This is a genomic window from Microbispora sp. NPDC088329, from assembly GCF_040685655.1.
GTDB lineage: Bacteria > Actinomycetota > Actinomycetes > Streptosporangiales > Streptosporangiaceae > Microbispora.
The window spans coordinates 142,913-167,139 of the sequence record NZ_JBFBIP010000006.1; the positions used below are offsets into that span (position 1 = coordinate 142,913).

26 protein-coding genes, 3 tRNA genes and 1 pseudogene are annotated in these 24,227 nt (G+C 72.1%); 12 read left to right on the forward strand and 18 right to left on the reverse strand.

Annotated features, from left to right (window positions below; genetic code table 11):
- Positions 1-17 precede the first annotated feature (17 nt).
- Positions 18-578, reverse strand: coding sequence for a helix-turn-helix domain-containing protein (locus AB0O28_RS14575; protein ID WP_363640086.1), 561 nt, complete (start codon positions 576-578; stop codon positions 18-20).
- Positions 579-683: 105 nt separating this feature from the next.
- Between AB0O28_RS14575 and AB0O28_RS14580 the strand changes: the two genes are divergently transcribed.
- The gene (locus tag AB0O28_RS14580; protein WP_363640088.1) at positions 684-2,282 is read left to right on the forward strand and encodes an MDR family MFS transporter; all 1,599 of its coding nucleotides are present in this window, start codon (positions 684-686) and stop codon (positions 2,280-2,282) included.
- A gap of 66 nt (positions 2,283-2,348) precedes the next feature.
- Here the strand turns inward: AB0O28_RS14580 and gndA are convergent, their stop codons facing one another.
- Positions 2,349-3,773 carry an NADP-dependent phosphogluconate dehydrogenase gene (gndA, locus tag AB0O28_RS14585; RefSeq protein WP_363640090.1) on the reverse strand — a complete coding sequence of 475 codons (1,425 nt, stop codon included), beginning with the start codon at positions 3,771-3,773 and terminating at the stop codon, positions 2,349-2,351.
- Positions 3,774-4,072: 299 nt separating this feature from the next.
- Between gndA and AB0O28_RS14590 the strand changes: the two genes are divergently transcribed.
- Positions 4,073-4,948 (forward strand): hypothetical protein, encoded by an 876-nt coding sequence (locus AB0O28_RS14590; protein WP_363640092.1) that lies wholly within the window; start codon positions 4,073-4,075, stop codon positions 4,946-4,948.
- 112 nt (positions 4,949-5,060) lie between these two features.
- Here the strand turns inward: AB0O28_RS14590 and AB0O28_RS14595 are convergent, their stop codons facing one another.
- From AB0O28_RS14595 to AB0O28_RS14630, 8 genes are all read right to left on the reverse strand, one after another.
- Positions 5,061-6,095: a sulfotransferase gene (locus AB0O28_RS14595; protein WP_363640094.1), complete on the reverse strand. Its 1,035-nt coding sequence runs from the start codon at positions 6,093-6,095 to the stop codon at positions 5,061-5,063.
- 141 nt (positions 6,096-6,236) lie between these two features.
- Positions 6,237-6,569: a YnfA family protein gene (locus tag AB0O28_RS14600; protein WP_363640096.1), complete on the reverse strand. Its 333-nt coding sequence runs from the start codon at positions 6,567-6,569 to the stop codon at positions 6,237-6,239.
- Positions 6,570-6,829: 260 nt separating this feature from the next.
- Positions 6,830-7,276 carry a MerR family transcriptional regulator gene (locus AB0O28_RS14605; protein WP_363640098.1) on the reverse strand — a complete coding sequence of 149 codons (447 nt, stop codon included), beginning with the start codon at positions 7,274-7,276 and terminating at the stop codon, positions 6,830-6,832.
- Positions 7,273-7,632 carry a hypothetical protein gene (locus AB0O28_RS14610; protein WP_363640100.1) on the reverse strand — a complete coding sequence of 120 codons (360 nt, stop codon included), beginning with the start codon at positions 7,630-7,632 and terminating at the stop codon, positions 7,273-7,275. The genes AB0O28_RS14605 and AB0O28_RS14610 overlap by 4 nt, the downstream gene beginning before the upstream one ends.
- Before the next feature lie 83 nt (positions 7,633-7,715).
- On the reverse strand, positions 7,716-8,189 hold the full coding sequence (locus tag AB0O28_RS14615; RefSeq protein WP_363640102.1) for an ATP-binding protein: 474 nt from the start codon (positions 8,187-8,189) through the stop codon (positions 7,716-7,718).
- A 151-nt stretch (positions 8,190-8,340) separates the two neighbouring features.
- A complete protein-coding gene (locus AB0O28_RS14620) occupies positions 8,341-8,706 on the reverse strand; it encodes a dihydrofolate reductase family protein (protein ID WP_363640104.1) in 366 nt (121 codons plus the stop codon).
- 261 nt (positions 8,707-8,967) lie between these two features.
- Positions 8,968-10,092 carry a HAMP domain-containing sensor histidine kinase gene (locus AB0O28_RS14625; RefSeq protein WP_363640106.1) on the reverse strand — a complete coding sequence of 375 codons (1,125 nt, stop codon included), beginning with the start codon at positions 10,090-10,092 and terminating at the stop codon, positions 8,968-8,970.
- Positions 10,089-10,754 carry a response regulator transcription factor gene (locus tag AB0O28_RS14630; RefSeq protein ID WP_363640108.1) on the reverse strand — a complete coding sequence of 222 codons (666 nt, stop codon included), beginning with the start codon at positions 10,752-10,754 and terminating at the stop codon, positions 10,089-10,091. Before AB0O28_RS14630 ends, AB0O28_RS14625 begins: the two co-directional genes overlap by 4 nt.
- A 214-nt stretch (positions 10,755-10,968) precedes the next feature.
- On the opposite strand from AB0O28_RS14630, the gene AB0O28_RS14635 reads away from it, so the two are divergent.
- Both AB0O28_RS14635 and AB0O28_RS14640 read left to right on the forward strand, forming a co-directional pair.
- Complete coding sequence (locus AB0O28_RS14635; protein WP_363640110.1) at positions 10,969-12,060, forward strand: hypothetical protein; 1,092 nt, start codon at positions 10,969-10,971, stop codon at positions 12,058-12,060.
- Between the two features lie 34 nt (positions 12,061-12,094).
- A complete protein-coding gene (locus AB0O28_RS14640) occupies positions 12,095-12,253 on the forward strand; it encodes a hypothetical protein (RefSeq protein ID WP_363640112.1) in 159 nt (52 codons plus the stop codon).
- A gap of 22 nt (positions 12,254-12,275) precedes the next feature.
- Here AB0O28_RS14640 and AB0O28_RS14645 read toward each other — a convergent pair whose 3' ends face one another.
- Entirely contained in the window at positions 12,276-13,502 is a 1,227-nt protein-coding gene (locus AB0O28_RS14645) for a hypothetical protein (protein WP_363640114.1), read from the reverse strand.
- Positions 13,503-13,757: 255 nt separating this feature from the next.
- Here AB0O28_RS14645 and AB0O28_RS14650 point away from each other — a divergent pair, with 255 nt between their 5' ends.
- The 3 genes and pseudogenes from AB0O28_RS14650 to AB0O28_RS14660 all read left to right on the forward strand — a co-directional run.
- Positions 13,758-14,033, forward strand: a complete 276-nt coding sequence (locus AB0O28_RS14650; protein WP_363640116.1) for a hypothetical protein — start codon at positions 13,758-13,760, stop codon at positions 14,031-14,033.
- A complete protein-coding gene (locus AB0O28_RS14655; protein ID WP_363640118.1) occupies positions 13,994-14,464 on the forward strand; it encodes a cytochrome P450 in 471 nt (156 codons plus the stop codon). Before AB0O28_RS14650 ends, AB0O28_RS14655 begins: the two co-directional genes overlap by 40 nt.
- Positions 14,461-14,592: pseudogene (locus tag AB0O28_RS14660) on the forward strand (cytochrome P450); the annotation flags it as partial. The gene AB0O28_RS14655 and the pseudogene AB0O28_RS14660, both read left to right, overlap by 4 nt.
- Before the next feature lie 101 nt (positions 14,593-14,693).
- On the opposite strand, the gene add reads toward AB0O28_RS14660, so the two are convergent.
- Both add and AB0O28_RS14670 read right to left on the reverse strand, forming a co-directional pair.
- Positions 14,694-15,701, reverse strand: a complete 1,008-nt coding sequence (add, locus tag AB0O28_RS14665) for an adenosine deaminase (RefSeq protein WP_363640120.1) — start codon at positions 15,699-15,701, stop codon at positions 14,694-14,696.
- Positions 15,702-15,886: 185 nt separating this feature from the next.
- Positions 15,887-17,401: an LLM class flavin-dependent oxidoreductase gene (locus AB0O28_RS14670; protein WP_363640122.1), complete on the reverse strand. Its 1,515-nt coding sequence runs from the start codon at positions 17,399-17,401 to the stop codon at positions 15,887-15,889.
- Positions 17,402-17,462: 61 nt separating this feature from the next.
- Between AB0O28_RS14670 and AB0O28_RS14675 the strand changes: the two genes are divergently transcribed.
- From AB0O28_RS14675 to AB0O28_RS14685, 3 genes are all read left to right on the forward strand, one after another.
- A complete protein-coding gene (locus AB0O28_RS14675) occupies positions 17,463-18,140 on the forward strand; it encodes a nucleotidyltransferase domain-containing protein (protein WP_363640124.1) in 678 nt (225 codons plus the stop codon).
- Between the two features lie 93 nt (positions 18,141-18,233).
- Complete coding sequence (locus tag AB0O28_RS14680; protein WP_363640126.1) at positions 18,234-18,989, forward strand: nucleotidyltransferase domain-containing protein; 756 nt, start codon at positions 18,234-18,236, stop codon at positions 18,987-18,989.
- 129 nt (positions 18,990-19,118) lie between these two features.
- Positions 19,119-19,352 (forward strand): hypothetical protein, encoded by a 234-nt coding sequence (locus AB0O28_RS14685; RefSeq protein WP_363640128.1) that lies wholly within the window; start codon positions 19,119-19,121, stop codon positions 19,350-19,352.
- 113 nt (positions 19,353-19,465) lie between these two features.
- On the opposite strand, the gene AB0O28_RS14690 is transcribed toward AB0O28_RS14685, so the two are convergent.
- From AB0O28_RS14690 to AB0O28_RS14705, 4 genes are all read right to left on the reverse strand, one after another.
- Positions 19,466-19,837, reverse strand: a complete 372-nt coding sequence (locus AB0O28_RS14690) for an FAD-dependent monooxygenase (RefSeq protein ID WP_363640130.1) — start codon at positions 19,835-19,837, stop codon at positions 19,466-19,468.
- A gap of 235 nt (positions 19,838-20,072) precedes the next feature.
- Positions 20,073-20,147: transfer RNA gene (locus AB0O28_RS14695), tRNA-Val, on the reverse strand.
- A 14-nt stretch (positions 20,148-20,161) separates the two neighbouring features.
- Positions 20,162-20,232: transfer RNA gene (locus AB0O28_RS14700), tRNA-Cys, on the reverse strand.
- A gap of 43 nt (positions 20,233-20,275) precedes the next feature.
- Positions 20,276-20,347: transfer RNA gene (locus AB0O28_RS14705), tRNA-Gly, on the reverse strand.
- Between the two features lie 149 nt (positions 20,348-20,496).
- Here AB0O28_RS14705 and AB0O28_RS14710 point away from each other — a divergent pair.
- Together AB0O28_RS14710 and hutH are read left to right on the forward strand one after the other, a co-directional pair.
- Entirely contained in the window at positions 20,497-21,348 is an 852-nt protein-coding gene (locus AB0O28_RS14710; RefSeq protein ID WP_363640132.1) for a helix-turn-helix domain-containing protein, read from the forward strand.
- Between the two features lie 62 nt (positions 21,349-21,410).
- A complete protein-coding gene (gene hutH, locus AB0O28_RS14715) occupies positions 21,411-22,958 on the forward strand; it encodes a histidine ammonia-lyase (protein WP_363640134.1) in 1,548 nt (515 codons plus the stop codon).
- Between the two features lie 4 nt (positions 22,959-22,962).
- Here the strand turns inward: hutH and AB0O28_RS14720 are convergent, their stop codons facing one another.
- Positions 22,963-24,183, reverse strand: coding sequence for an NAD(P)-binding domain-containing protein (locus tag AB0O28_RS14720; protein WP_363640136.1), 1,221 nt, complete (start codon positions 24,181-24,183; stop codon positions 22,963-22,965).
- Positions 24,184-24,227: the final 44 nt, after the last annotated feature.

The following is a 24,227-nucleotide window of genomic DNA, read 5'->3' on the forward strand; positions in this document are numbered from 1 at the left end:
TTCCCCTCAGAGGGGGATCAACCGTCCGAGGCGTCGGCCAATTCCAGGGCGACCCGCAGTCCCGCCGCGATCCGCTCCTCCTCGGTGGCCGACTCGTCGCGGATGAAGAACCAGGCCGCGTGCATCGCGAACAACGCCATCGAGCGCCTGAGCCGGACCGGCAGCGGGTCGTCCGGCTCGCACAGCGTCTGCATCAGCTCGGCCATGCGCTCGCGCATCAGGTCGACCTTGGCATGGCCCTGCAGCGCCGTCTTGTTGCGGTCCATGAACTGCATGACCTCGTGGTGGCGTCCCTTGCTCATCTGGGCGGAGTAACGGCGGATCAGTTCCCCGCGGTTCTCCGGGGTGCGGGGACGCCCGTCCGCCCACGCGATCAGCTCGTCCAGCGCGGTGACGCGGTCCTCGATCAAGCTGGCGACGATGTCCTCCTTGGTGCGGAAGTGGTAGTAAAGTGCCGCCTTGGTCACGCCGAGGGCCTCGGCTATCTCCCGGAGCGACGTCGCCTCGTACCCCTGCTCGGTGAAGAGCCTGATCGCGACCTCCTGGATGCGGCTGCGCGTGTCGGTTTGAGCACCCATTCCCTGCTGTTCCTAATTAACTTGACGGCCGGCAAGTAAGGACAATACCGTGCCCTACGCACTAGCCTGTCGGCAAGTAAGTAAAATCCTTCAAAGGGGGCACCAATGACCACGGAGACCGCGGCCCCTCCCGGCCGGTCCCGGGAAGTGATGGTCGTCTTACCCGGCCTGATGCTCGCCATGATGCTGGCGATGCTCGACAACATGATCGTCGGCACCGCGATGCCGAGGATCGTCGGGGAGCTCAAGGGGCTGGACTACTTCACCTGGGTCACCACGGCGTACGTGCTGGGTACCACGGTCTCGACGCCGATCTGGGGCAAGCTCGGCGACCTCTACGGCCGCAAGAACGTCTTCCTGAGCTCGATCGTCATCTTCCTGGTCGGTTCGGCGCTGTGCGGCATGGCGGGCTCGTCGCTCTTCGGCGGCCCCGGCGACGGCATGATCGAGCTGATCGCCTTCCGCGCGCTGCAGGGCCTCGGCGCCGGCGGGCTCATCGTCGGCGTTATGGCGATCATCGGGGACCTGGTCCCGCCGCGTGAGCGCGGTCAGTACCAGGGCATCATGGCGGCGATCATGTCGCTCGCCATGATCGCGGGGCCTCTGGTCGGCGGTTTCATCACCGACAACCTCGACTGGCGCTGGGCGTTCTACGTGAACCTCCCGCTCGGCGGCGTGGCGCTGATCTGGTTGATCCTCAAGCTGCACCTGCCCAGGCACCGCACCGAGCACCGCATCGACTGGCTCGGCGCCGCCGTTCTCACCGTGGCCATCACCGCCATCGTGCTGATCACCTCGTGGGGCGGCCAGAAGCACGGATACCCGTGGGGCTCGTGGCAGATCCTCGGGCTGGCCGCACTGGCGGTCGTCGCGCTGGCCGTGTTCATCCCGATCGAGCGGCGCGCGGCGGAGCCGATCCTGCCGCTGCACGTGTTCGCCAGCCGCAACTTCACGCTGATCAACGTGCTCGGCTTCCTGCTCGGCTTCGCGATGTTCGGCGCGATCACCTTCCTGCCCATGTTCCAGCAGATCGTCCAGGGCTCCACGGCCACCAACTCCGGTCTGCTCCTGCTCCCGATGATGGCCTCGTCCATGGTCGTGTCGCTGTTCGTCGGCAGGGCGATCACCAAGACGGGGAAGTACAAGAGCTTCCCGGTGATCGGCGGCGTGGTCATGGCCATCGGCATGTGGCTGCTGTCGACGCAGGACGTCCACACCCCCGCCTGGCGGACCGGCGTCTACATCGCCGTCCTCGGCCTCGGCATGGGCTTCCTGATGCAGACGACCATGCTGATCGCGCAGAACAGCGTCGAGCAGAAGGACATCGGCGTGGCCAGCAGCGCCTCGACGTTCTTCCGCTCCATCGGCGGCTCGTTCGGCATCTCGCTGTTCGGGGCGATCTTCAACAACCGCCTCGCCGACGAGATCGCCGCCAAGCTCGGCCCGAAGGCGGCCTCCTTGGCGGCCTCCGGCGGCGGCCAGATCGACCGGAGGGTGCTCGAGCAGCTTCCGCCGCCGGTCAAAGCGGGGTTCCTGGACGCGCTCGCCAACACGATCGGGACGGTCTTCCTGTGGTCGGTCGTGTTCGCCGCGTTGGTTCCGGTGATCGCCGCCTTCATCAAGCACGTCCCGCTGCGCAGCGGCGCTCCCGGCGCCGCCGGCGGCGAGAAGGCGGAGCCGATGGCGGCCGCCGCCTTCGAGTGACCTGATTCGGCGCCGGTACGGCGCACGCCCCGCGCGGGCGTGCGCCGTACCGCGTTTCCGGCATGGTCAGGCGGGCCGCTCGGCCCGGTCCCCGGACCAGTCGGTGTGGAAGGAGCCCTCCCGGTCGACCCTGCGGTAGGTGTGCGCGCCGAAGAAGTCGCGCAGCCCCTGCAGCAGCGCCGCCGGCAGCCGGTCACGGCGCAGCCCGTCGTAGTAGGCGAGCGCCGAGGAGAAGCCCGGCGTGGGCACCCCGATCGTCGCCGCCGTCGCCACGACCCGCCGCCACGACTCCTGCGCGTCCTCCAGCGCCTGCGCGAAGGTGGGGTCGACCAGCAGCGTCGGCAGGTTCGGGTCCGCGTCGTAAGCGGCCCTGATCCGGTCGAGGAAGCGCGCCCTGATGATGCAGCCGCCGCGCCAGATCGTCGCCGCCGCGCCCAGGTTCAGGTCCCAGCCGTACTCCGCGCTCGCCGCGGCCATCTGGTCGAACCCCTGGGCGTACGCGACGATCTTGGAGGCGTACAGCGCGCGCCGCACGTCCTCGACGAGGCCGGAGTCGCCCGCCTTGCCGCCGGAGGGGCCGGCGAGTGAGCGGGCGGCGGCCCGCTGCTCCGGGTGGCCCGACAGCGCCCGGGCGAACACGGCCTCGGCGATGCCGGTGACCGGAACGCCGAGGTCGAGGGCGCTCTGCACGGTCCAGCGGCCGGTGCCCTTCTGCTCGGCCTGGTCCACCACCACGTCCACGAAGGGCTTGCCGGTGGCGGCGTCGACGTGACCGAGCACCTCGGCGGTGATCTCGATGAGGTACGACTCCAGGTCGCCGCGGTTCCACTCCTTGAAGACGTCCGCGAGCTCCTTGGGGCTCAGCCCGAGGGCCTGCCGGAGCAGGTCGTACGACTCCGCGATGAGCTGCATGTCGGCGTACTCGATGCCGTTGTGCACCATCTTCACGAAGTGGCCGGCGCCGTCGGGGCCGACGTGCACGCAGCACGGCACGCCGTCCACCTTCGCCGCGATGTCCTCGAGCAGGGGGCCGAGCGTCTCGTACGCCTCGGGGGCGCCACCGGGCATGATGCTCGGGCCGTTGAGCGCGCCCTCCTCCCCGCCCGAGATGCCGGTGCCGACGAAGTGGATGCCCCGCTCGCGCAGCGCGGCCTCCCTGCGGCGGGTGTCGGTGTAGAGGGCGTTGCCGCCGTCGATGATCATATCGCCCGGCTCCATGACGGCGGCGAGCTCCTCGATCACCGCGTCCGTGGGCGCGCCGGCCTTGACCATGATGATCGCCTTGCGGGGCCGTTCGAGAGAGGCGACGAACTCCTCGATCGTGCTCGCCGGGATGAAGGCGCCCTCGTCCCGGTGGTCCTCCATGAAGCGGGTGGTACGGCTTTCCGAGCGGTTGTGCACCGCGACCACGTGACCGTGGTGGGCGAAGTTCCGGGCGAGGTTGCGGCCCATGACCGCAAGGCCCGTCACTCCGATGTCTGCCTTGTTCATGCCTAAGTCATACCGCTTCCGGGGACGGGTGTCCGGTCGCGGGGTGGGTGTGCGCGACCCGGCGCTGATCAGTGGCCGTGGCCGCGGCCGGACGAGTGTGCCGGCGACGCGCGCGAGCAGGGGCGCGTCTGCCCTATCCTGACAAAACCCGCAAAGCTAGCGGGTTTTGTATAGAGATGGCCGTCCGGTGGCGAGGACGCTTGGCCTCCCGCCGGGCCGCTGGTAATTCACTACAGCCAAGAAGGGACGGCATCCAGCCGGCCCCGTCCACCGTCGTCGCGCACCTACGGAGAAGAGACGTGTTCGCACCGAAGCCGGAACGGTCAGTCGTCGCGGTCCCTCCGCCCGGAGACGGGCCCGGATTCTGGGCGGGCGCGCCCACCGCCGTGAGCCGGGACGGATGGATCTACCTGGCCTACCGGCTGCGCCGCCCGCTCGACGAGGGGCGCGGGTACGCCGTGGAGATCGCCCGCTCGGCCGACGGCGAGCGGTTCGAGCGGATCCTCACGATCACCAAGGAGGAGATGAAGACCGAGTCGCTGGAGCGCCCGACGCTCGTGGCGACGCCGGAGGGCGGGTGGCGCCTCTACCTGAGCTGCGCCACCTACGGCACCAAGCACTGGCGGGTCGAGATGATCGAGGCCGCCGGACCGGCCGAGTTCGACCCCGCCGACGCGCGGGTGGTGCTGCCCGGCGACCTCAAGACCGGGGTGAAGGATCCGGTGATCCTCCATCACGGCGGCATGTGGCACCTGTGGGCGTCCTGCCATCCCCTGGAGGACCCCGCCGAGGCCGACCAGATGGTGACCGAATACGCCACCAGCGCCGACGGCGTCGAGTGGGTCTGGCAGGGGACCGCGCTCGACCGGCGGCCGGGCGAGTGGGACTCGCGCGGCGTGCGGGTGAGCGCGGTCACGTTCAGCGGCGGGACCGTCATCGCCTATTACGACGGCCGCGCGTCGGCGGAGGAGAACTACGAGGAGCGCACGGGCGTGGCCATCGGCCCCGGCCCGTCCACGCTCACCGCCACCGGAACCGCCCCCGTCGCGCAGTCGGAGCACGGCGGGGGAGGGCTGCGCTATCTGTCGATCGTGCCGGTGCCCGGCGGCCACCGCCTGTACTACGAGCTGACCCGCGCGGACGGGGCCCACGAGCTGCGCACCGAGCTGCGCTGACGAGAGGGACGGCTCCGGCGGCACCGCGGGCAGAGCGGGCCGGGCGGGGGCCCGTGAGGGCTTGAACGGGGCCCGGGTGGGGGCCTGGGTGGGGGCTCGGACTCCGGCGGGATCACACCCCGGCGGGCGGGCCGTCCGCGTCCGGCGGCGGGGCGGCCAGCTCGGCGGCGCTCCTGAGCCTGCCGTTGCGGGCCTGCCGCTGGCCGGACGGCCGGGCTCCCACCAGGCCGCCCGAACGATCCCGGGGGCGCAGCCAGTCGCCGAAGTCCTCGCCGAAGGAGTCGCGGCCGAGCAGGTCGCGCAGCAGCGCGATGTCGGCGGCGAAGTAGGCCAGCAGCTCCTGGCGCTGCTCCCAGGTGAGAGGCCTGCGGGGCTGCCCGTCGCGCTGCAGCATCCGCTCCACCGGGGCGGTGAGCCGCTGTCCCAGCACCGGATCGCCGAGCCGGGCGAGGCGGGCCAGGATCCGGTGCGTGCGGCTGTGCCGGGGATGGGCCGTGACGTTCTCCCTGGGCACCTCGCCGACGAGGCCCTGCTCCACCCCGAGGAAGGCGCAGATGCGGTCGAGAGTGGCGGCGGGGCGGTCGACCAGGTCCCGGTAGCGGAAGATCAGCACCTGCTCGCGGGGGAACAGAGTGAACAGGTGCGACAGCTGCTCGCCGTAGCGGCCGAGGCCGACGTAGTGCCAGAACGGCGACCAGCCGTCGGCGATCCGCCGCTTCTCGGCCGCGCACGCCTCGATGACGTCGCCGATCGGCTCCAGTCCGGCCGACCACAGGTGGGTCCAGTTCGAGTGCGCGCGCTCGACGGGGTCACGCAGCGAGACGATGAGCCTCGCGCCCGGAATCGCCTTGCGGATCCGCCGCTGGGCCGCGCGATCGTACAGGTAGAAGGGGGTGGACTCGCCGCGCAGCGTCCCCGGCGGCGCGTCCGCGAACAGCGCCTCGTAGTCGGCGGGCCGCCACACGTGCTCGCGGTAGGTCTCCGCGTCTCCCGGCCCGCCCTTCGCGGGGGGCGGGCCGTCGGTCAGGAAGAACTTCGGCTCTTTGACGGGGGACATGAACAGCCGGGGATGGCGGGCGAGCGCCGCGTGCAGGGCCGTGGTGCCGGCCTTCGGCACCCCGATGACCAGGAAGTCGGGCAGGGCCATGGGAGTCCTCCTACTTTCCCGATTTATTAAGTTGGTTTTGCCCCTTCCTTGCCTGAAAAATCACCCGACGTCGGTGTAGTACCACCGGAAGGCCCGTCGATGCCGTATCCGGGTGATCGGCTGGCCCTGACCCACCCGCGATCAGCCGCGTGGCGCGTACATGATCACCAGCACACCCGCCAGGCAGACCAGCGCGCCGATGACGTCCCAGCGATCGGGCCGGAATCCGTCCACGACCATGCCCCAGGCCAGGGAACCGGCCACGAAGACACCGCCGTAGGCGGCCAGGATGCGCCCGAAGTTCGCATCCGGCTGCAGCGTGGCGACGAAGCCGTACAGGCCCAGTGCGATGACGCCGGCGCCGGCCCACAGCAGGCCGCGCTGCTCGCGTACGCCCTGCCAGATCAGCCAGGCCCCGCCGATCTCGGCGAGCGCGGCCAGGGCGAACAACAGCAGTGAACGGATGACGGTCATGTCCGGTAGTACAGCGGGTTCCGGAGGAGAAGGGCTGCGCGGGTCGCCACCGGGGGTGTGCCGGCTCGGCGGTCGTTCAGCATACGCAGCCGCTCCCGCCGCATCCACAGCCTCTCCCCGGGGAGGTCGCACGCGAGGCGCGGCGGCGGTGCAGCCACCACATGCCCGCGGCGGCGGCGATCAGCAGCCCGGCCGCGGCCGTCAGGGTCCGCCCGGCCAGCGCGGCGCCGGCACCGGTGAGCAGCCCGGTGCCGTCGTGGTCAGCTCTCCTCGGGGGCGCGGCCCTCGGCCAGGCCGGCGAACGGCAACGGGCAGCCGGGGCAGGTGCAGTGGGTCAGGCTGTCGCAGCCGGCGGTGACGACCTGGGTCAGCGCCCGGCGGATGGTGGTCAGATCGGCGATCTTCTCGTCCACCTCGGCGATCTTGGCCTGGGCGCGGGCGCGCAGGTCGGGGGTGGGGTGGCCGCGCCGGCCGGTGCCGATCAGCTCGGCCACCTCCTGGAGGGTGAAGCCCAGTCGCTGGGCTGCTTTGATCACCGTCAGCAGGGTGACGGTCTCGGGCGGGTAGGCGCGGTGTCCGCCGGGGCTGCGCGCGGGCTCGGCGATCAGCCCGCGCCGCTCGTAGTAGCGCAAGGTCTGGAGGTTGACCCCGGCCCGCTCGGCCACCTGCCCGCTGCGCAGGTACGGCCCCTCGACGTCCTGTCTCAATCCGGCCGTCCCGCCGCCACCGCCGCGTCCGCCCGGGCCTGGAGCGCGTCCAGCACCTCGGTCCGCTCCGGCGGCACCGCCACCTCCAGCGCCACACCGCCGCGGGCGATGCTGAGAGTGAAGGAGAAGAACGAGCAGCAGCCGGTTTCCCGTGCCGTCAGCCCGGCGGCGCGGGCGGCATTGTCCGGGCCGGAAACGAGCTCAAGGTGCAGACGCGTGCGTTCCGGCCGGGACAGGCCCCGCACCGCCTCGGCGAACAAGGCGTCGAACTCGGCCACCCGCAGCGGCCGCTCGGCGGTGGGCAGGGTGCACGCGGAGGGCGCCCATTCCCGGTCGAGGGAGATGTCGTGAGTCATGCCTCGACCGTAAGCCTGTACCTCGGTGCCGGATGCAAGCACCGCGACCGGCCTTTTCGGCGCGACGCCACCGCTTCCGGCGCTCAGAGTCCCCGGAGGGCGGCCCACGCGGCCGGGCGGCGGCGGGTGAGCGCGGCGGAGCGCCGGCCGCCGTCGGACCAGATCTCGAACCACACCTCGTTTCGGCCGCCCTCGCGGACCAGCCCCCACCGGTCGGCCAGCATGTCCAGCAGCGGCAGGCCGCGACCGCCCTGGCTCGATCCGTCCGGAAGCGGATGACCCGCGCACGGCGGTCCGGCCGAGCCGTCGTCCTCCACGCACACGCGCACGCGGTCGGGCAGGCACGAGACGGTGACGGTGAAGGTGCCGCCGTCCCCGGAACGGGAGTGGACGACCGCGTTCGTCGCGATCTCGCTGGTCAGCAGCACGCAGTCGTCGTGCCGGGGGTGGCCGCGGCCGAGTGCGGCCGACACGAGCCTGCGTGCCCGTCCCACCTGGTCCCGTCCACCAGCGAGCCGGGCCACGCGGTTTCCCGCGCCGTCCCCCGAAATCTCCATGAGCCCTCCCATCGCGTGGGCGACGTGGCCGCCGAAGGAGAGGACGCACGCCCGGGCGCCCGCGATGTCACGGGAAAGTAGGAGTGTGCTTGCCCCGCTATGCCGGGAAAGCGACTCCGCCACCCTCATCATCCGGGCGGCGACCGCTGTCTCAGCGGCTGTAGTCCAGGAACAACGTGCCGTTCTTTCCCCGTCCGACCTCGAGCAGCTTCCACGACTGGACGTCGTCACCCTCGAACACCCGCCTGCCGTGGCCGACCACCGACGGTGCGACGACCAGTCGCAGTTCGTCGACGAGCCCGGCCCGCAGCAGTGAGCGGGCCAGTTCGATGCTGCCGTGAACGCCGATGTCGCCGCCGGATCCCTGCTTCAGGGCGGTCACGTAGTCGTGCGCCGCGGTGGTGACCAGGGTGGAGTTCGCCCATTCCCGGGTGGGCGCGCTGGAGGTGACGACGTGCTTACGGGTGCCGTTGACCGGCGCGGGCCCGAACGTGTCGCCGGGCGGCCTGCTCGCCACCGCGACCTGTGTGAGCTCGTCTCATGGCTCTCGCACCTGCCCAGGCTGCCGGTCCTCGGCCTGTCCATGACCGTGGTGGCTCTCGGCCTGGCCCTGACCGGCGCGGCCGCCCGGCCCTGGCACTACGTGGCCACGGTGGTGGCGTGGTCGATGGGCGAGATCGGCATGGCGGGCTCCGAGGCGGCACTGATCGCCGACCTCACACCTGAGGGAGCCCACGGCTGCCGCAGGCTTCCGCTTCGAGGCGTAGGCCGGGTGGAATCAGCCGAACAGTATCGCCACGTCCAGGCCGCCCCCGGGGCGCGGGTGGGCCGTCAACTGCGCGCCGTGCGCTTCGGCGACGGCCTGCACGATGACCAGGCCCAGTCCGTGACCGTCGGCGGTGTGGGTTCGCTGGGTACCGAGTCGCTGGAACGGCTGGAAAAGCCGTCGTAGGTCCTGCGATCGTATGGTCGGGCCGGTGTTGCCGACCGATAGGCGGGCGCGACCGTTCGTGAGTTCGGTGGCGATGGTGACGTGTCCGCCGGGACCGTTGTGGTGGAGCGCGTTGTCGACCAGGTTGCCGATCATGCTGGTGATCAGGTCGGGGTCACCGCTGATCGGTGCCGGATCCAGCGATGCCCGAACCGTGATGGTTCGCCGGGTGGCCTCCCCACGGCGCGACAGCATCACCTTCTTGGTGACGTCAGCCAGGTCGACCACTTCCCGGTGATCGAGGCCCTTCTGTCCTTCCGCCAGTGTGAGCAGGGCGTCGATCAGACGTTCCTGCCGTTCTCCGAGACCGAGTGCCTCCTCGCACGCGGCTCGCAGGCTGGCCTCGCTCGCGTCGGGGTCGGCGAGCGCGACTTGGAGTACGGCGCGTTGACCGGCCAGCGGGGTGCGCAGCTCGTGTGAGGCGTTGGCCACGAAGTTGCGCTGCGCCGCGAACGAGGAGTCCAGCCGCTCGAACAGGTCGTCGAGGGTGCGTCCCAGCTTGGTCAGCTCGTCGTCCGGGCCGCGCAGGCCGAGCCGGCGGTTGAGGTTGGTGGCCGAAATCTCCTGGGCGGTCACGGTCATGGCCCGCAGCGGGCGGAGGAAGCGCCCGGCCAGCCACCACGCGATCAGCACGGTGAGGACCACGACGATGATCGCGGTGATCACGAGCGCGGCATCGGCCCGCTGGAGGGCCGTGTCGGGAGGAGGGGCGGTGTCCCCGGCCCGCAGGCGGATCCGGTCCCTCCCGAAGAGGAAGCCGGCGAACAGCAGCATCGGGACGACGACGGCCAGAACCAGGCCGGCGTACAGTGTCGTGAGCTGCGCGCGCAGGGACGGCCGGCGCAGGCGGTGCCGGGCGCGGTCGGCGCGGTCGGCGCGGCCGGTCACCGTCGGGTGCGATGCGGGACTCATCGCGGACCTCCGATCCGGTAGCCGCCCTCACGGATGGTTTCGATCACCGGCGGTTCGCCCAGTTTGGCCCGCAACCGGCGCACCGTCGTCTTGACGGCTGTGGTGAACGGGTCTGCGGCCTCGTCCCAGACCCGTTCCAGCAACTCCTCCGAGGACATGACCCGGTCACCTGCAGCGAGCAGGCATTCCAGCAGGGCGAACTCCTTCGGGGTGAGCTCCAAGCGCCGTCCGCCGCGAAAGGCCACCCGCCGGCTCGGGTCCAGGGTCAGATCCTCCGCCTGGAGGATCGGAGGCACGGCGGGCGCCGAGCGGCGCCCCAGCGCGCGCACGCGGGCCACGAGTTCGGTGAAGTCGAACGGTTTGGGCAGGTAGTCGTCGGCGCCCAAACCCAGGCCCTCGACTTTGTCTCGCACGGTGCCCGCGGCGGTGAGCATCAGCACCCGCGACCCGGCGCCGCCGGCGGCGATGTGCCGGCACACGTCGTCGCCGGATGTGCCGGGCAGGTCACGGTCCAGCACCACCACGTCGTATCGGGTGCCGGCCAGGTGGGCCAGAGCGTCGTCGCCGTCGAGAACGACGTCCACCGCCATGCCCTCGCGGCGCAAGCCGGTACCGATCGTCCTGGCCAGAACCTCGAAGTCTTCGACGACCAGAACTCGCACGACCGTCCTCCTTCTCGTTGGCGGTGCCGCGTCCGGCAGGCGCGACCGCACCGCTCACGATGCCAGGTATCCGGTGTCGGCCGGGTGTCAGCCGCTGACACCCGGGCGACACCGGCCGTGCCGTACAACCATCCCCGAGAGGCGTCCACGAGAGGCACGACCCGTGAGCACGGTGTCCGTCACACGAGCGAATCCCGTTCGGAAAGGATCAGACGTGAGAGATCCACGGTTGACGCGGCGTAGGTTTCTCGCCGTCACCGGTGCCGGTACGGCGGCCGGCGGACTGCTGACGACCAGCTCGGTGGGCAGCGGCGGCGGACTGCTGACGACCGGCTCGACGGGCAGGGCCGACACGGCCCCACGGGACCTCACCCAGGCGGTGCTCGCGGCCTTCGAGCGCCACCGGCTCGTCGCGATCGGTGAGACGCACGGCCGGCAGGAACACGGTGACGCGCAGCAGATGCTGCTTGCGGATCCGCGGTTGCCGCAGGTGGTCGACGACATCGTCGTCGAGTTCGGCAACGCGTTGTACCAGCCGATCGTTGACCGGTTCGTCGCCGGTGCGGCCGTCGACGACCACGTGTTGCGGCAGGTCTGGCGGAACACCACGCAGTCGCCCGTGGCCACCGGCGACCAGCCGATCCGTGAACAGTTCTTCCGGACCGTCCGCGCCGTCAACTGGACGCTGCCCGCGGAGCGAAGGATCCGGGTGCTGCTCGGGGATCCGCCGATCGACTGGTCCCACATCACCACCCAAGACCAAGTGGATGTCTTTCTCGCCCAGCGTGACGCCCACATGGCGTCAGTGGTGGAACGGGAAGTGCTCGCCAAGAGACGCCGGGCACTGATCTGCTACGGCAGCGGGCACGTGATGCACTCGCCGGAGCCAGGACAGAACGCCGATCACGGAGTCCCGCTGATCGAGGAACAGACCGGCCGGCACGTCTACGTGATCGTGGCCGGTAGCCATCCCCGCCTGGTGACCTGTCCACGGCGCACCGTGATCCCGTGCTCGGGCAGCTGGCTGGAATCCACCGACGCGGGACAGTTCATGGACGCGCCGCGGCTGTGCGGCGTCCCCTTGGGAAAGCTGGCCGACGCCGTGCTGTACCTGGGGCAACGGAAGGACCTGACGCAGTCGCTGTGGAACCCCGCGATCTTCCTCGACCCGGTGTACTGGGCGGAACTGCAGAGGCGCAACGCGATCAACGGGAACCTCGTCGACCTGGAAGAGTACCGGCGGCAGCAGCCGATCAGTGTGCCCGCGCCACCTCCGGTGAGCTGCGCCGCCGGCCGCGGTGACTGACAGCGGAAGCGTGGATCCACCCCAGGGTGCTGCCGTGTCCGGCAAGGTCACCGGTGACCGGATCCTGGTCGGCGCCGGCCGCACCATGGTGCCCGCCGCCGGCGCGCCGGCCATGCGCGCCCAGGTCCACGACGCGGAGAAGCGACAGGGCGGCGGAACCGGTCGGTCCGGTTCCGCCGCCCCGTTCCCGTAGGTGAAGCCGGGCGGGCTCCCCGTCAGGAGTCGTGCGCGGCCGCTCCCGAAGTGGAGCCGTTCACGACGAGCACGCGCTCGCGCTCGGGCACCTCGATGGCCGGGAACGTGCCGGTGTCGACGATCCCGTGCTCCCGGAACGCCGCCTCGATCAGCGCGTACGCCTGGGGTTCGAGCTTCCACAGTGCCCGCCACTCCTTCGCCGCGAGGAGCGGGATCCCCACCTCCTGGGCGATGTCGGCGGCCCGGGGGACGTACTTGCGCGCGATCTGCTGGTCCCAGTACTGCCGTGCGGCGCGCAGCTGGGCCGCCCGCTGCGCGGTGTCGACGACGGGCGCGGGTTCCGCCGCGACGTCCTCCTCCTCGTCGTCGATCAGCTCCGCGATGGTCGGGGCGGGCAGCGCCGGAGCCGCGGGCGGCTGCTCGGGCTCGGGCGCCCAGGGCACCGGCGGAGCGAGGTCGATCAGCGCGGAGGTGTTGTAGAGCGCGCCGATCTGGGACAGCAGGGCCTCCTGCCGCTTCTCGTCCACGGCCAGGCCGGTGTACTCCACGGCCTGGTCCATCGCCTTGTCGAGCCTGGCCATCGCGACGCGCAGCTTGCGGTCGGACGCCCCGGCCTCGCGCAGCGCGCGGACCCGCTTGGCGGCCAGCGCCACCCTGGTGAGCCTGCGGTGGGCGTCCACCTCGCTCGCCGTACGGTCGCTCGCCTCGGCCAGGCCGATCCGGACCAGCACCCGCTCGGGGGTGAGCCGCCAGTTGATGCGGCCCCTGCCGGTGATGCGGACCCGTTCGATGGCCATGCCCCGCTCCCACAGCCAGGCGGCCACGAGCGGGGCGGCGAGACGGAAGACGGCCTCGGCGACGCTGCGGGCGTCCATGCTCGACAGGACGGCCGACAGGGACGTCAGCACCCACACGGCCAGGCCGTCGATGCCGGCCGAGTAGTTCTCCCGCATGTTGCGGCGCGCGCGTACGGCGCTGGTGATGACGGCGACCTCGATGAAGGCGAACAGCAGAAGCCGCAGCGGCCCGTCGAACCCGAGGACGTCGCCGGAGAAGCGCCACATGCCCTGGGCGGAGACGCCCGTGGCGATGCTGGCGGCGACGATGGTGAGAACGTCCTCGGTGGGCCGGCCCGCCGCCCAGCGGCGGAACAGGCGGATCAGGGCGCGCAGGGCGAAGAAGGCCAGGACCAGCAAGACCAGGGCGATGACGCTGATGATGACTGTTCCGACCGGATGGGCCGACACGAAGGCGGTTGATTGATCAATGGGGGGCATCAGTCACGGTCTCTCGACGTCCGACGGATTTTTCATCGAGATCATCCCAGAAGGGCGTCGTGCTGTGTGCGAAACACGCCTGCCCGTGGGCACTCCGTCGCCGGAGGCCCCAACGGATGTGTGGCCGCGGCGGGACATTGACCGGCCGGGGACCGCTACGTACGTTCCAGGCAGCGTGGACCTGACGCGTCCCCACTGATCGTCAGGTACGAGGACGTCCGGGCCGTGCTCACGTCCCCGGCGAGCAGCCGCGCCCTGCGGGCGGCGGGACTGCCCAAGATGGTCAGCGGCACGGGCCTGGACGACGACCCGGCGGCGCTGATCAACCAGGATCCGCCCGAACACACCCGCTACCGCCGCATCGTGCAGAGCACCTTCACCCCCGGGACATCGAGCGCTGGCGGCCTCGCGCGGGCGCCATCGCCGGGGAGCTGCTCGACGCGGCCGGCGAGGAGTTCGACGTGGTCGCCGACTTCGCGCTGCCGCTGCCCGCCCGGGTGATCTGCGAGGTGCTCGGCGTGCCGATGGACCGGTTCGAGCAGTTCCGCGGCTGGACGGAGATGTTCCTGTCCTCGTCCGAGGCGAGCGCCGAGGCCAGGGCGGAGGGGTTCGCCGCGTTCATGGCGTACGCCAGGGACCTGGTCGTGGGGCACCGGACCAGGCCGGGCGACGACCTCATCGACCTGCTCGTCGCGGCGCGCGACGGGGAGGACGCGCTGAGCGAGGACGAGCTGACCCATATGGTGTTCACGCTGATCATGGCCGGGCACGAGACGACCGCGTCGGTGATCATCCGGGGCGCGTTCCGCCTGCTGTGCCACCCCGGGCAGCACGCGGAGCTGACGGCCCGGCCCGAGCTGCTGGAATCCGCGGTGGAGGAGATCCTGCGCTACGAGAGGGACCGGGCGGAAACAGCCTGCTCCGGTTGGTGACGGAGGACATCGAGCTGCCCGGCGGCGCCATCCCGGCGGGGACCGTCGTGCTGCCCAACCCCGCGGCCGCCAACAACGATCCCTCGGCGTTCGACGAGCCGTCGCGGTTCGGCATCCGGAGGTTCGCCGGGCCCGCGCCCAACCCGCATCTGGCGTTCGGTCACGGCCCCCACTACTGCCTGGGGGCGAACCGACGACGGCCTGATCCACCGGCGGCGGCGGCTCCTGGTCAAGGCCGGCTGAGCTCTCGGAAAGGCGCGGCGAGCCAGGCGTCCACCTCGCGGCGCAGGGCGTGCTTGGTCTCCTCGGGGGCGAACGACGCGTCGATGGAGGCTCGGGCGAGCCCGGCCAGCACCGCGTCGTCGTAGCCGAAGGCGTCCGCGACCCTCGCGTACTCCTCCGACAGGCTGGTCCCGATGTTCGACGGGATGTCGGTGTTGAGCGTGACGATCAGCCCCGCCTCGCGCAGCCGGGGGAGCGGGTGGGCGGCCATGCCGTTCACGACGCCGAGCGCGACGTTGGACGACGGGCACACCTCCAGCGCGATGCCACGATCGCGTACCTCCGCCGTCAGGTCCGGGTCCTCCAGCACGCGGATGCCGTGGCCCAGGCGCTCGGCGCGCCCCACCGTGATCGCCTCGCGGACGCTGTCCGGGCCCTCGCACTCGCCCGCGTGATGCACGACGTGGACCCCCGCGTCCGCCGCGGCGGCGAACACCTCTGCGAACGGCGCCAGCGGGTAGGACTCCTCCCCGGCCACGCCCACGCCGATCACGCCGTCTCCGGCGTACCGCGTGGCGAGCTGCACCGTGCGCCGGGCGCGCTCGGCCGAGCGCCGCCGCGAATGGTCGAGCAGCACCCGGCACTCGACGCCGTACGCCGCCCCGCCCTCGGCGAGACCGGCGAGCACGGCCTCCAGCGGCATCTCGAGGTCGCCGAGCCGCTCCCCGTGCGCGGCCGCGGTGAAGGTGACCTCCGCCCACCGGGTGCCCTGGGCCGCCTCGTCCGCGCAGAACTCCACGGCGATGCGGTGGAAGTCCTCCGGCCTGAGCAGGCACTCCCGCACGAGCGCGTTGTGGTCGGCGAACTGGCGGAAGCCGTCGAAGGGGGCGTTCGCGGCCAGTGCCGGCACGGGCCTGCCGTTGGCCGTGGCGATCTCCGCCAGGGTGTCCGGCCGCACCGCGCTCTCCAGGTGGACGTGCAGGTGGGCCTTGGGCAGCAGGGCGAGATCGCGCACGGCCGTAAGGGTAGACACCGCCGGCCGGTCGCCGCACGCCGATTTCGCCGGGGCCGGGGCCGGGGGTGGGGGTGCGGGGCCGCGCCGGCCGGGCACCCTGTGCACGGCCGGCGCGCCGGTCAGAGCCCCGGCGTGTGGTCGTTGACTCGGCCGGCGCGGCGGTCGATCGTCCGGCCCCGCGCCGCTCAGATGTCCAGGTTGAGGCGGGCGATGGGCTCCACGAGCTCCTCCTCCTCGTAGCGCAGGTGCGACAGCAGCACGTCCGACAGCAGGTCCACCTGGTCGCGTACGCCGTCGAGCCGGTCCGGGTCCTCGATCATGGCGACGAGGGCGGCGTCCAGCTCCGTCAGCACCCCGGCGATGACCTCGTGCTCCTGCTCCAGACGGGCCACGACCGGCGCCAGCGACTCCTGCGCCGCGGTCAGCATCGGGAACATGTGCTCGTCCTCGATGGTGTGATGGGTGGTCAGCAGACGGCAGTACGATGCGCAGAACGTGCCGAGGGTCCAGTAGTTCTGCCGCATGGTGAGCTGGTTGATCATCGAGCGGAGCGCCGCGGCGTCGGAGCGGCCCGCGGCGACCTGCCCCAGGGCGTCCCTGATCTGGGTCAGCTCCCGGCGCAGGTGATCGTGGATGAGCACGAGCCGCCGGCCGTTCGCCTGTTGCTGCGGCGTGAGCGCGGCGATGTCCCGCTTGGGCAGCCGCGGCCGGGTGGCATCGTCGAGTCCCGTGCCGGGCCCCGTGCCGGGCGCCGCCCCCGCCGGTGTCCCGCCCGCGATCTCGACCGGCCTTCCGGCGTCGGACCGCGTCGCCCGCCCGCGCTCCCGCGCCACCGCCTCGCGTACGGCGGGGGCCACCTCCTCGGCGAAGACCTTGAGGTCCCTGTCATCGTCGACGGCGAGAACGAACACACTCATGCCGTGACGGAGCGCGAGCTCGGTGAGCTGCCCGGCCCACACGACCGGCGGACCGTCGAGGAAGCCCTCCCCGGCGACGCCGGAGAACCGGCCCTCGATGTTGTAGGCGCGGCGGATCCCGGCGGGATCGCGCCCGGCCCGCTCGGCCGCGGCGTCCAGGATCTCGCTCATCGCGCCCAGCTCGCCCGGTGCGGCGTACCCGGACGAGGGCACCCAGCCGTCGCCGAGCCGCCCGGTCAGCTCCAGCATGCGCCGCTTGTAGGCGCCGAGCCACAGCCCGATCGGATGCGGAGGGAACGGCCCCGGCCGCGCGCCCTCGAGCCGGTAGTGCCTGCCGTCGAACCGTACGTCCTCGCCCGGCGTCCACAGCGCGCGCAGGACCGCGACGGCCTCCTCCAGCGCGTCCACGGCCTCGCCCGGGCTGTGGCGCGGGCCGCCCATGGCCGCGATGCCGTCCCAGAACGCCCCGGATCCGAGGCCCAGCTCGACCCGGCCCCCGCTCAGGATGTCGAGGGACGCGGCGGCCCTGGCGAGCACCGCCGGCGGACGCAGCGGCAGGTTCACCACGTCGGGGAACAGCCGCACCCGCTCGGTGCGCCCCGCGAGCGCCGACAGCAGCGTCCAGGTGTCCAGGAACGACGGCAGGTACGGGTGGTCCTGGATGCCGATGATGTCGAGCCCGATCTCGTCGGCGAGCACGGCCTGCCGGACGATCCGGTGGTGTCCCGCCGCGTCGGGCGTGAGAAACGCCCCGAACCACAGCTCATGTCCGAAGTCGGCCATTAATTCGCTACCTTTCCGCGTCCCGGACCGGGAGCCTACCTTTGTGACAAGATCCGGCGACATGACCCTGACGTCCCCCGGCGGCACCGTGCTGTCGGTCGTCATCGGCTCGCGCGCGTACGGGCTGGAGACCGAGGAGTCGGACGTCGACAGGCGGGGCGTGTTCGTGACGCCCACCCCGATGTTCTGGCGGCTCGACAAGCCGCCGGATCATGTGGAGGGGCCGCTGCCCGAGCAGTTCTCGTGGGAGGTCGAGCGGTTCTGCGTGCTCGCGCTGGAGGGCAACCCGGTCGTGCTGGAGTGCCTGTGGTCGCCGCTGGTGGATCTGGCGACACCGGTGGGCGAGCGGCTGCTGGCGATGCGCCGGGCGTTCCTGTCCGGGAGGGCCGAGCGGGCGTTCGCGGGATCGGCCGCACGGCAGTTCCGCCGTCTCGGGCCGGAGGACCCGCCCCGGGCGGGTGGCGACGTCAGGCGGTGGAAGATGGCGATGCACATGATCCGGCTGCTGCTGAGCGCCGTCCACCTGGCCCGGCACGGGGAGCCGCTGATCGACGTGCGCGCCCACCGCGACCGGCTGCTCGCCGTACGGCGGGGGGAGACGTCCTGGCCCAGCGTGCTGGAGTGGCGCGGACGGTTGCTGGCCGAGCTGGACGACCGGGCCGGTGGCGCGCTGCCCGCGCGGCCGGACCGGGCGGCCGTCGAGGAGTTCCTGATCGACGTGCGGAGGCGGGCCCTGTGACGGCGACGGAGGGGAAGGCGCCGTACACCCGGGAAGGCGCCGCGACCGCGGCGGAAGAGGAGGCGTCGTGACCGCGATGGGAGGGGAAACGCCGTGACCGTCGTCCTGCCGTCCTGGCTGCCCGAGGTCGCCGCGGGCGAGCGGCACCCGCTGGCGTTCGCCACAGTGAGCGGCGCGCACCTGTACGGGTTCCCTTCGGTGGATTCCGACGTCGACCTGCGCGGCGTGCACGTGCTGCCGGCCGAGGATGTCGTCGGCCTGCGCACCGGCGAGGAGACCGTGACCCGATCGTGGACGCGCGACGGCGTGGAGGTCGATCTCGTGACCCACGACCTCGCCAAGTTCTGCCGGCTGCTGCTCGGCCGCAACGGCTATGTGCTGGAGCAGCTTCTGTCGCCGCTGGTCGTGGCCACCTCCCCGGTGCACCAGGAGATGCGCGCCCTCGCGCGGGGCTGCCTGACCCGGCACCACGCCCACCACTACCTCGGTTTCGCGCGCACCCAGCGGCGGCTGTTCGACCGTACGGCGGAGCTGAAGCCGCTGCTCTACGCGTTCCGGGTGCTGCTGACGGGCATCCGTCTCATGCGCACGGGCGAGCTCGTCGCCGACCTCACCCTGCTCCTCGACGGGGGGCCGTCGTACCTGCCCGGCCTGGTGGAGGCCAAGCGGGCGGCCGAGCACGGCGGGCTGCCCGGCGGCGCACCCGGGCGGGAGCGGCTCGCGGCCGACCTCGACGCGCTCACCGCACGCCTGGAGGACGCCCGGGACGCGTCCGCGCTGCCGGACGCCCCGTCGGCCCACGAGGCCCTGCACGACCTGGTCGTACGGACCCGCCTCGTGAGACGCTGACCGGTGGAATTCGTGAGACGCTGACCGGTGAGACAGCAAGGGGGACACGCGAACTTCGCGGGGTGCCGCCCCACATCGCGGAGCCGTCGCGGATAATGGGCCAAGCCGCCATCATCCCAGGAGAACGCTTTGACCACCCAATTCGGCAAAGACAACCTCGACCTGGCCACGAGCGCGCAGGAAGTGGCCGACAGCGCGCCCACCGGATCGCTGCGCCACGCGGCCGCCAAGTCGGTCGCGATCACCTTCGCCACGACCCGTGACGCCGCTCAGGCACGCGACACCCTGAACGGCATCTCGCCCGACGACGTACGGCAGGCGGCGCTGGAGCTCTTCGACGAGCTGTCCGCCCGCGCCGACTGACCCTCTCAGCCCACGTCCGCCGCGGCGTCCGGCGCCGGCCCCGGAGGAACCGGGGTGGGCGCCGCGGCCGAGGCGGGCTCGGCGGGCCGGCCAGGAGGCCGGGTGTCGACCGTCTACGGGTCGGAGCCGCCGAGCCGTGCGTAGCTCGCCGAGATCCGGGCGAGCTCGTGCGGAGGGATGACGGAGTCGATCGAGTCGAAGCCGTCGGGGGCGCGTTCGTCGGCGATGTCGATGACGACCTCCGGCCCCATCCGGCGGCCGGCCTCCTGCAGGGCCGTCGTCCGGGGCCTGCGCTCGCTCTCGTACGCGGCCAGCGCGGCCGCGAGATCGTCGTGCCCGGCGAGCGCCGCCAGGACCGTGGCGTCGACGATGGACTGCGTGGCGCCGTTGGATCCCATGGGATACATGGCGTGCGCGGCGTCACCGACCGCCCAGTTCATCAGCACCCGGCCGGAGGGCCCTTTGTCGCTCGTTCGCATCGTCATGGCCGTCATGGGCTGATCGCCGACCTGGCGCAAGGCGCGGCCGCGGCGGCGGAGAGACCGGAATATGCCGAGGGAGAGAAGAGGATGAGCTTGGAATATTGACCGGGCATCGATTTCCGGACCGCCGGAAATCGGCGGCGCCCGGGTCCGCGCTTATCGCCCCGGACATATCGTCAGCATACGACGAGAGGCCAGGTCCCGACGCCGGGATCTGGCCTCTCGTGCCAATGCTTGGTGGTGGGCGATACTGGGATTGAACCAGTGACCTCTTCCGTGTCAGGGAAGCGCTCTCCCGCTGAGCTAATCGCCCTTGGACGTACCAAGAGGTGGAGACGGGATTTGAACCCGTGTACGCGGCTTTGCAGGCCGCTGCCTCGCCTCTCGGCCACTCCACCGTGTCAAGCCGCACAGTGTCAAGCTGCACAGTGTCAAGCTTCGAGCGGAAGACGGGATTCGAACCCGCGACCCTCACCTTGGCAAGGTGATGCTCTACCACTGAGCCACTTCCGCGTCCCCGGCTCTGTCCGGCCGGGCTCACGGGAAGACTTTATCCAATCTCCCGCCGACTCCCCAAATCAGCGGCGTTCCCCCTGCTCAAACCGCGAGTTCCTGCCGACGCTTCCAGCTCGGTCGAACCGTCCCCGCGTTAGCGTCGGAGTATGACCGTCACGCCTGACCGCACGTACGCCGCGATCCCCGGCGCCGCCCGGGAGCCCGGAACGACCGGGATCGCGGGAAGCGTCGAGATCGCCGGGAGCATCGAGACCCCGGGGAGCACCGAGACCCCGGCGAGCACCGGGGCCACGGGAGACGCCGAGATCGCGGGGGACGCCGACATCGCCCCGGTCGCGGCCCTGATCGCGGACGGCGCCCGCGCCGCCATGCTTACCGCACTGCTTGACGGCAGGGCGCTGGCGGCGGGGGAGCTGGCCAGGATCGCGGGCGTGAGCGCCCCCACCGCGAGCTCCCATCTGGCCCGGCTCCTCGACGGGGGTCTGGTCACCGTGGTGAAGCAGGGGCGGCATCGCTACTACCGCCTCGCCGGTCCCGACGTCGCCCGCACTCTGGAGGTGCTGGCCCGGATCAGCGGGCGCGTCGCCGTACGGTCCCTGCGGCAGTCGCGGCAGGCCCGTCTGCTGCGGGAGGCGCGCAGCTGCTACGACCACCTCGCCGGCCGGGTGGGGGTCGAACTGTACGACGCGCTGGTGCGCGACGGGCGCCTGGTCGAGGCCGACGGCGGGTGCCTGCTGACCGTGAGCGGGGCCGAGGCGCTGACGGAGCTCGGCGTGGACGTGGAGCGGGTGCGCCGCGCCCGCCGCAGGTTCGCCCCCGACTGCCTGGACTGGCTGGAGCGCCGGCCGCACCTTGGCGGGGCGCTCGGTGCCGCGGTCCTGGATCGGCTCCTGGCCAGGGAGTGGCTGGTGCGTGGCACGGTGCCCAGGGCTCTGCGGCTCACCGGTGCGGGACGGGAAGGGCTGGAGAGGCTTTTCGGGTGTAAGGACCTAAGCTGATATACGCTGGTTACCCGCCACGCGCGCACGCGCGAACGGGTACGACGTGATGGAGTGGGACGATGCACGACAACGAGGTCGTGGCCGTCGGTCCCGGACCGCTCGCCTTCGACGACGTGGTCCGGGTCGCGAGATACGGCGCGCGGGCCGGCCTGACGGACGACGCGATCGCCGAGATGGCCGCCTCGCGGGGGAGGGTCGAGGAGCTCGCGGAGGCCGACACCCCGGCCTACGGCGTCTCCACCGGGTTCGGCGCCCTCGCCACGCGGCACATCGATCCCTCGCTGCGCGGCCGGCTCCAGCGCAGCCTCATCCGCTCGCACGCGGCCGGTTCCGGGCCCGAGGTGGAGACCGAGGTCGTCCGGGCCATGATGCTGCTGCGCCTGCGCACGCTCGCCACCGGGCACACCGGCGTGCGCCCGGCCACCGCCCGGGTGCTGGAGTCCCTGCTGAACGCCCGGCTCACCCCGGTCGTCCACGAGTACGGCAGCCTCGGCTGTTCCGGAGACCTCGCCCCGCTCGCCCACGTCGCTCTGACGATCATGGGTGAGGGCGTCGTACGGGACGCGGAGGGACGCCTGCTGCCCGCCGCGGAGGCGCTCAAGGAACACGGCGTCGAGCCCGTCGAGCTGGCAGCCAAGGAGGGGCTCGCCCTGATCAACGGCACCGACGGCATGCTCGGCATGCTGGTGCTCGCGCTGCACGACCTGTCCCGTCTCCTCACGACCGCCGACGTCAGCGCCGCGATGAGCGTGGAGGCGCTGCTCGGCACCGACTACGTGTTCGCGGCCGACCTGCAGGCGCTGCGGCCCCACCCGGGCCAGGCCCTGGCGGCGGCCAACATGCGGGCGCTGCTCGCGGGCTCCGGCGTGATGGCCTCCCACCGCGACGGCTCCTGCACCCGCGTCCAGGACGCCTACTCCCTGCGCTGCGCCCCCCAGGTCGCCGGCGCCGCCAGGGACACCCTCGCCCACGCCTCCGCCGTCGCCGCCCGCGAGATCGCCAGCGCCATCGACAACCCCGTCGTGCTCGCCGACGGCCGGGTGGAGTCCAACGGCAACTTCCACGGCGCTCCCGTGGCGTACGTCCTGGATTTCCTGGCCATCGCCGTGGCCGACCTCGCCTCGATCGCCGAACGGCGCACCGACCGCATGCTGGACGTGGCGCGCAGCCACGGCCTTCCGGCGTTCCTGGCCGACGACCCGGGGGTCGACTCCGGGCACATGATCGCGCAGTACACCCAGGCGGCGATCGTGTCCGAGCTCAAGCGGCTGGCGGCGCCGGCGAGCGTGGATTCGATCCCGAGCTCCGCCATGCAGGAGGACCACGTCTCGATGGGCTGGTCGGCGGGCCGCAAGCTGCGGCGGGCCGTCGACGGGCTCACCCGCGTGCTCGCGATCGAACTGCTGACCGCCGCCCGGGCGCTCGACCTGCGCAGGCCGTACGCGCCCGCGCCGGGGACGGGCGCGGTCGTCGCGGCGCTGCGCGAGTCCGTTGCGGGGCCGGGGGCCGACCGCTTCCTCGCGCCGGAGATCGAGGCGGTCGTCCGGCTGGTCGAGAGCGGCGCCGTGGTCGCCGCCGCCGAGTCCGCCGTCGGCGCCCTGGCGTAGGGACTCAGAGGGCGGCGACCACCTCGATCTCGATCACCAGCCCGGGCCGGAACAGCCGTCCGACCTCCACGGTGGTGCTGGCGGGCGGCTCGCCGGTGATGAACCGGCCGCGGACCGCGGCGTACTCGGGCAGCCGGTCCATGTCGGTCAGGAACGTCCTGATGTGCAGGATCCGGTCGAACGACGAGCCCTGGTCGGCCAGGATCCGGCCCAGGTTCTCCATCACGACCTCGGACTGCCGGGTCATGTCGCCCTCGCCGATGACCTTCCCGTCCTCGTCCAGCGCCACCTGCCCGGACACGAACAGCAGGTCGCCGAGGCGTACGGCGTGGGAGTAGTAGCCGTTGGTCGCCGGGACGGAGGCCGGGTTGACCGCCCGCACCTCCTGCCGCCCGGGGGTCTGCGCCGCCCGGGACGCCGCGAACGGGACGACGGCGGTCAGGTCGTGCCCCGCCAGTCCGTCCGCGACCGCCCCCGCGAGCAGGTCACGGGCGGCGGCGGTCACCGTCTGGCGGCTCCCCGGCCCCTCCGTGGCCAGCCGCAGGTCCTTGGCGGCCAGGCCGAGGGCGTACCTGGTCTCGGACGGGCCCGACTCGACCACGGGCCGCAGCCGCTGCGCCAGCCCGGCCAGCGGCGTCGCCCCGAGGACGTCCAGGAGGGCGGTGCGGCCGACCCCGAGCGCGTCCGCGTAGGCCAGCGTCTCGGCCAGCCCCACCTGGGCGGTCACCAGCGCGCTCATCACGGCGAGCTTGGCCGCGGCGCCCGATCCCGGCCCGCCCGTCTCGCGGACCGTCCCGAAGACGCTCAGCACGTCCGACACGCGGTCGAGGTCCTCTCTACGGCCCCCCGCGAGCACGACCAGCGTGCCCTCGGCGGCCGGGCCCACGCTGCCCAGCACGGGCGCGTCGACCAGGCCCACGCCCGCGGGGAGCAGGCCGCGCAGCCGCCGCACCGCGTCGGGGCCGATCGTGGACATCTCCACCAGCACCGACCCCGGCCGCAGCCCCGGCAGCGCCGCCCGCACCACCTCGGACACCGCCTCGGGATCGCTCAGCATGGTGATCACCACGTCCGCTCCGGCGACGGCCGCGGCGGGGGAGGGGGCCGCCTCCGTGCCCGGCACCTCCCGTGGCGTACGGTTCCACACGGCCACCTTGTGACCGGCGGCGACGAGGCGTCCGGCCATCGGAACGCCCATGCGGCCAAGGCCGAGAAAAGCAATCATGTCCCTGGACGTTATGGGAGGAACAAACCATTCCACCAGCGACT

Bases quoted from the DNA above. Each gene is read 5' to 3' on its own strand.
- AB0O28_RS14670 (WP_363640122.1), bottom strand. From the start codon at position 17,401: ATGGCCGACTTCGGACATGAGCTGTGGTTCGGGGCGTTTCTCACGCCC.
- AB0O28_RS14595 (WP_363640094.1), bottom strand. From the start codon at position 6,095: ATGGCCCTGCCCGACTTCCTGGTCATCGGGGTGCCGAAGGCCGGCACC.
- AB0O28_RS14675 (WP_363640124.1), top strand. From the start codon at position 17,463: ATGACCCTGACGTCCCCCGGCGGCACCGTGCTGTCGGTCGTCATCGGC.
- AB0O28_RS14690 (WP_363640130.1), bottom strand. From the start codon at position 19,837: ATGACGATGCGAACGAGCGACAAAGGGCCCTCCGGCCGGGTGCTGATG.
- AB0O28_RS14580 (WP_363640088.1), top strand. From the start codon at position 684: ATGACCACGGAGACCGCGGCCCCTCCCGGCCGGTCCCGGGAAGTGATG.
- AB0O28_RS14610 (WP_363640100.1), bottom strand. From the start codon at position 7,632: ATGACTCACGACATCTCCCTCGACCGGGAATGGGCGCCCTCCGCGTGC.
- AB0O28_RS14600 (WP_363640096.1), bottom strand. From the start codon at position 6,569: ATGACCGTCATCCGTTCACTGCTGTTGTTCGCCCTGGCCGCGCTCGCC.
- AB0O28_RS14615 (WP_363640102.1), bottom strand. From the start codon at position 8,189: ATGGAGATTTCGGGGGACGGCGCGGGAAACCGCGTGGCCCGGCTCGCT.
- AB0O28_RS14720 (WP_363640136.1), bottom strand. From the start codon at position 24,183: ATGATTGCTTTTCTCGGCCTTGGCCGCATGGGCGTTCCGATGGCCGGA.
- AB0O28_RS14625 (WP_363640106.1), bottom strand. From the start codon at position 10,092: ATGAGTCCCGCATCGCACCCGACGGTGACCGGCCGCGCCGACCGCGCC.
- AB0O28_RS14575 (WP_363640086.1), bottom strand. From the start codon at position 578: ATGGGTGCTCAAACCGACACGCGCAGCCGCATCCAGGAGGTCGCGATC.
- hutH (WP_363640134.1), top strand. From the start codon at position 21,411: ATGCACGACAACGAGGTCGTGGCCGTCGGTCCCGGACCGCTCGCCTTC.
- AB0O28_RS14710 (WP_363640132.1), top strand. From the start codon at position 20,497: ATGACCGTCACGCCTGACCGCACGTACGCCGCGATCCCCGGCGCCGCC.
- gndA (WP_363640090.1), bottom strand. From the start codon at position 3,773: ATGAACAAGGCAGACATCGGAGTGACGGGCCTTGCGGTCATGGGCCGC.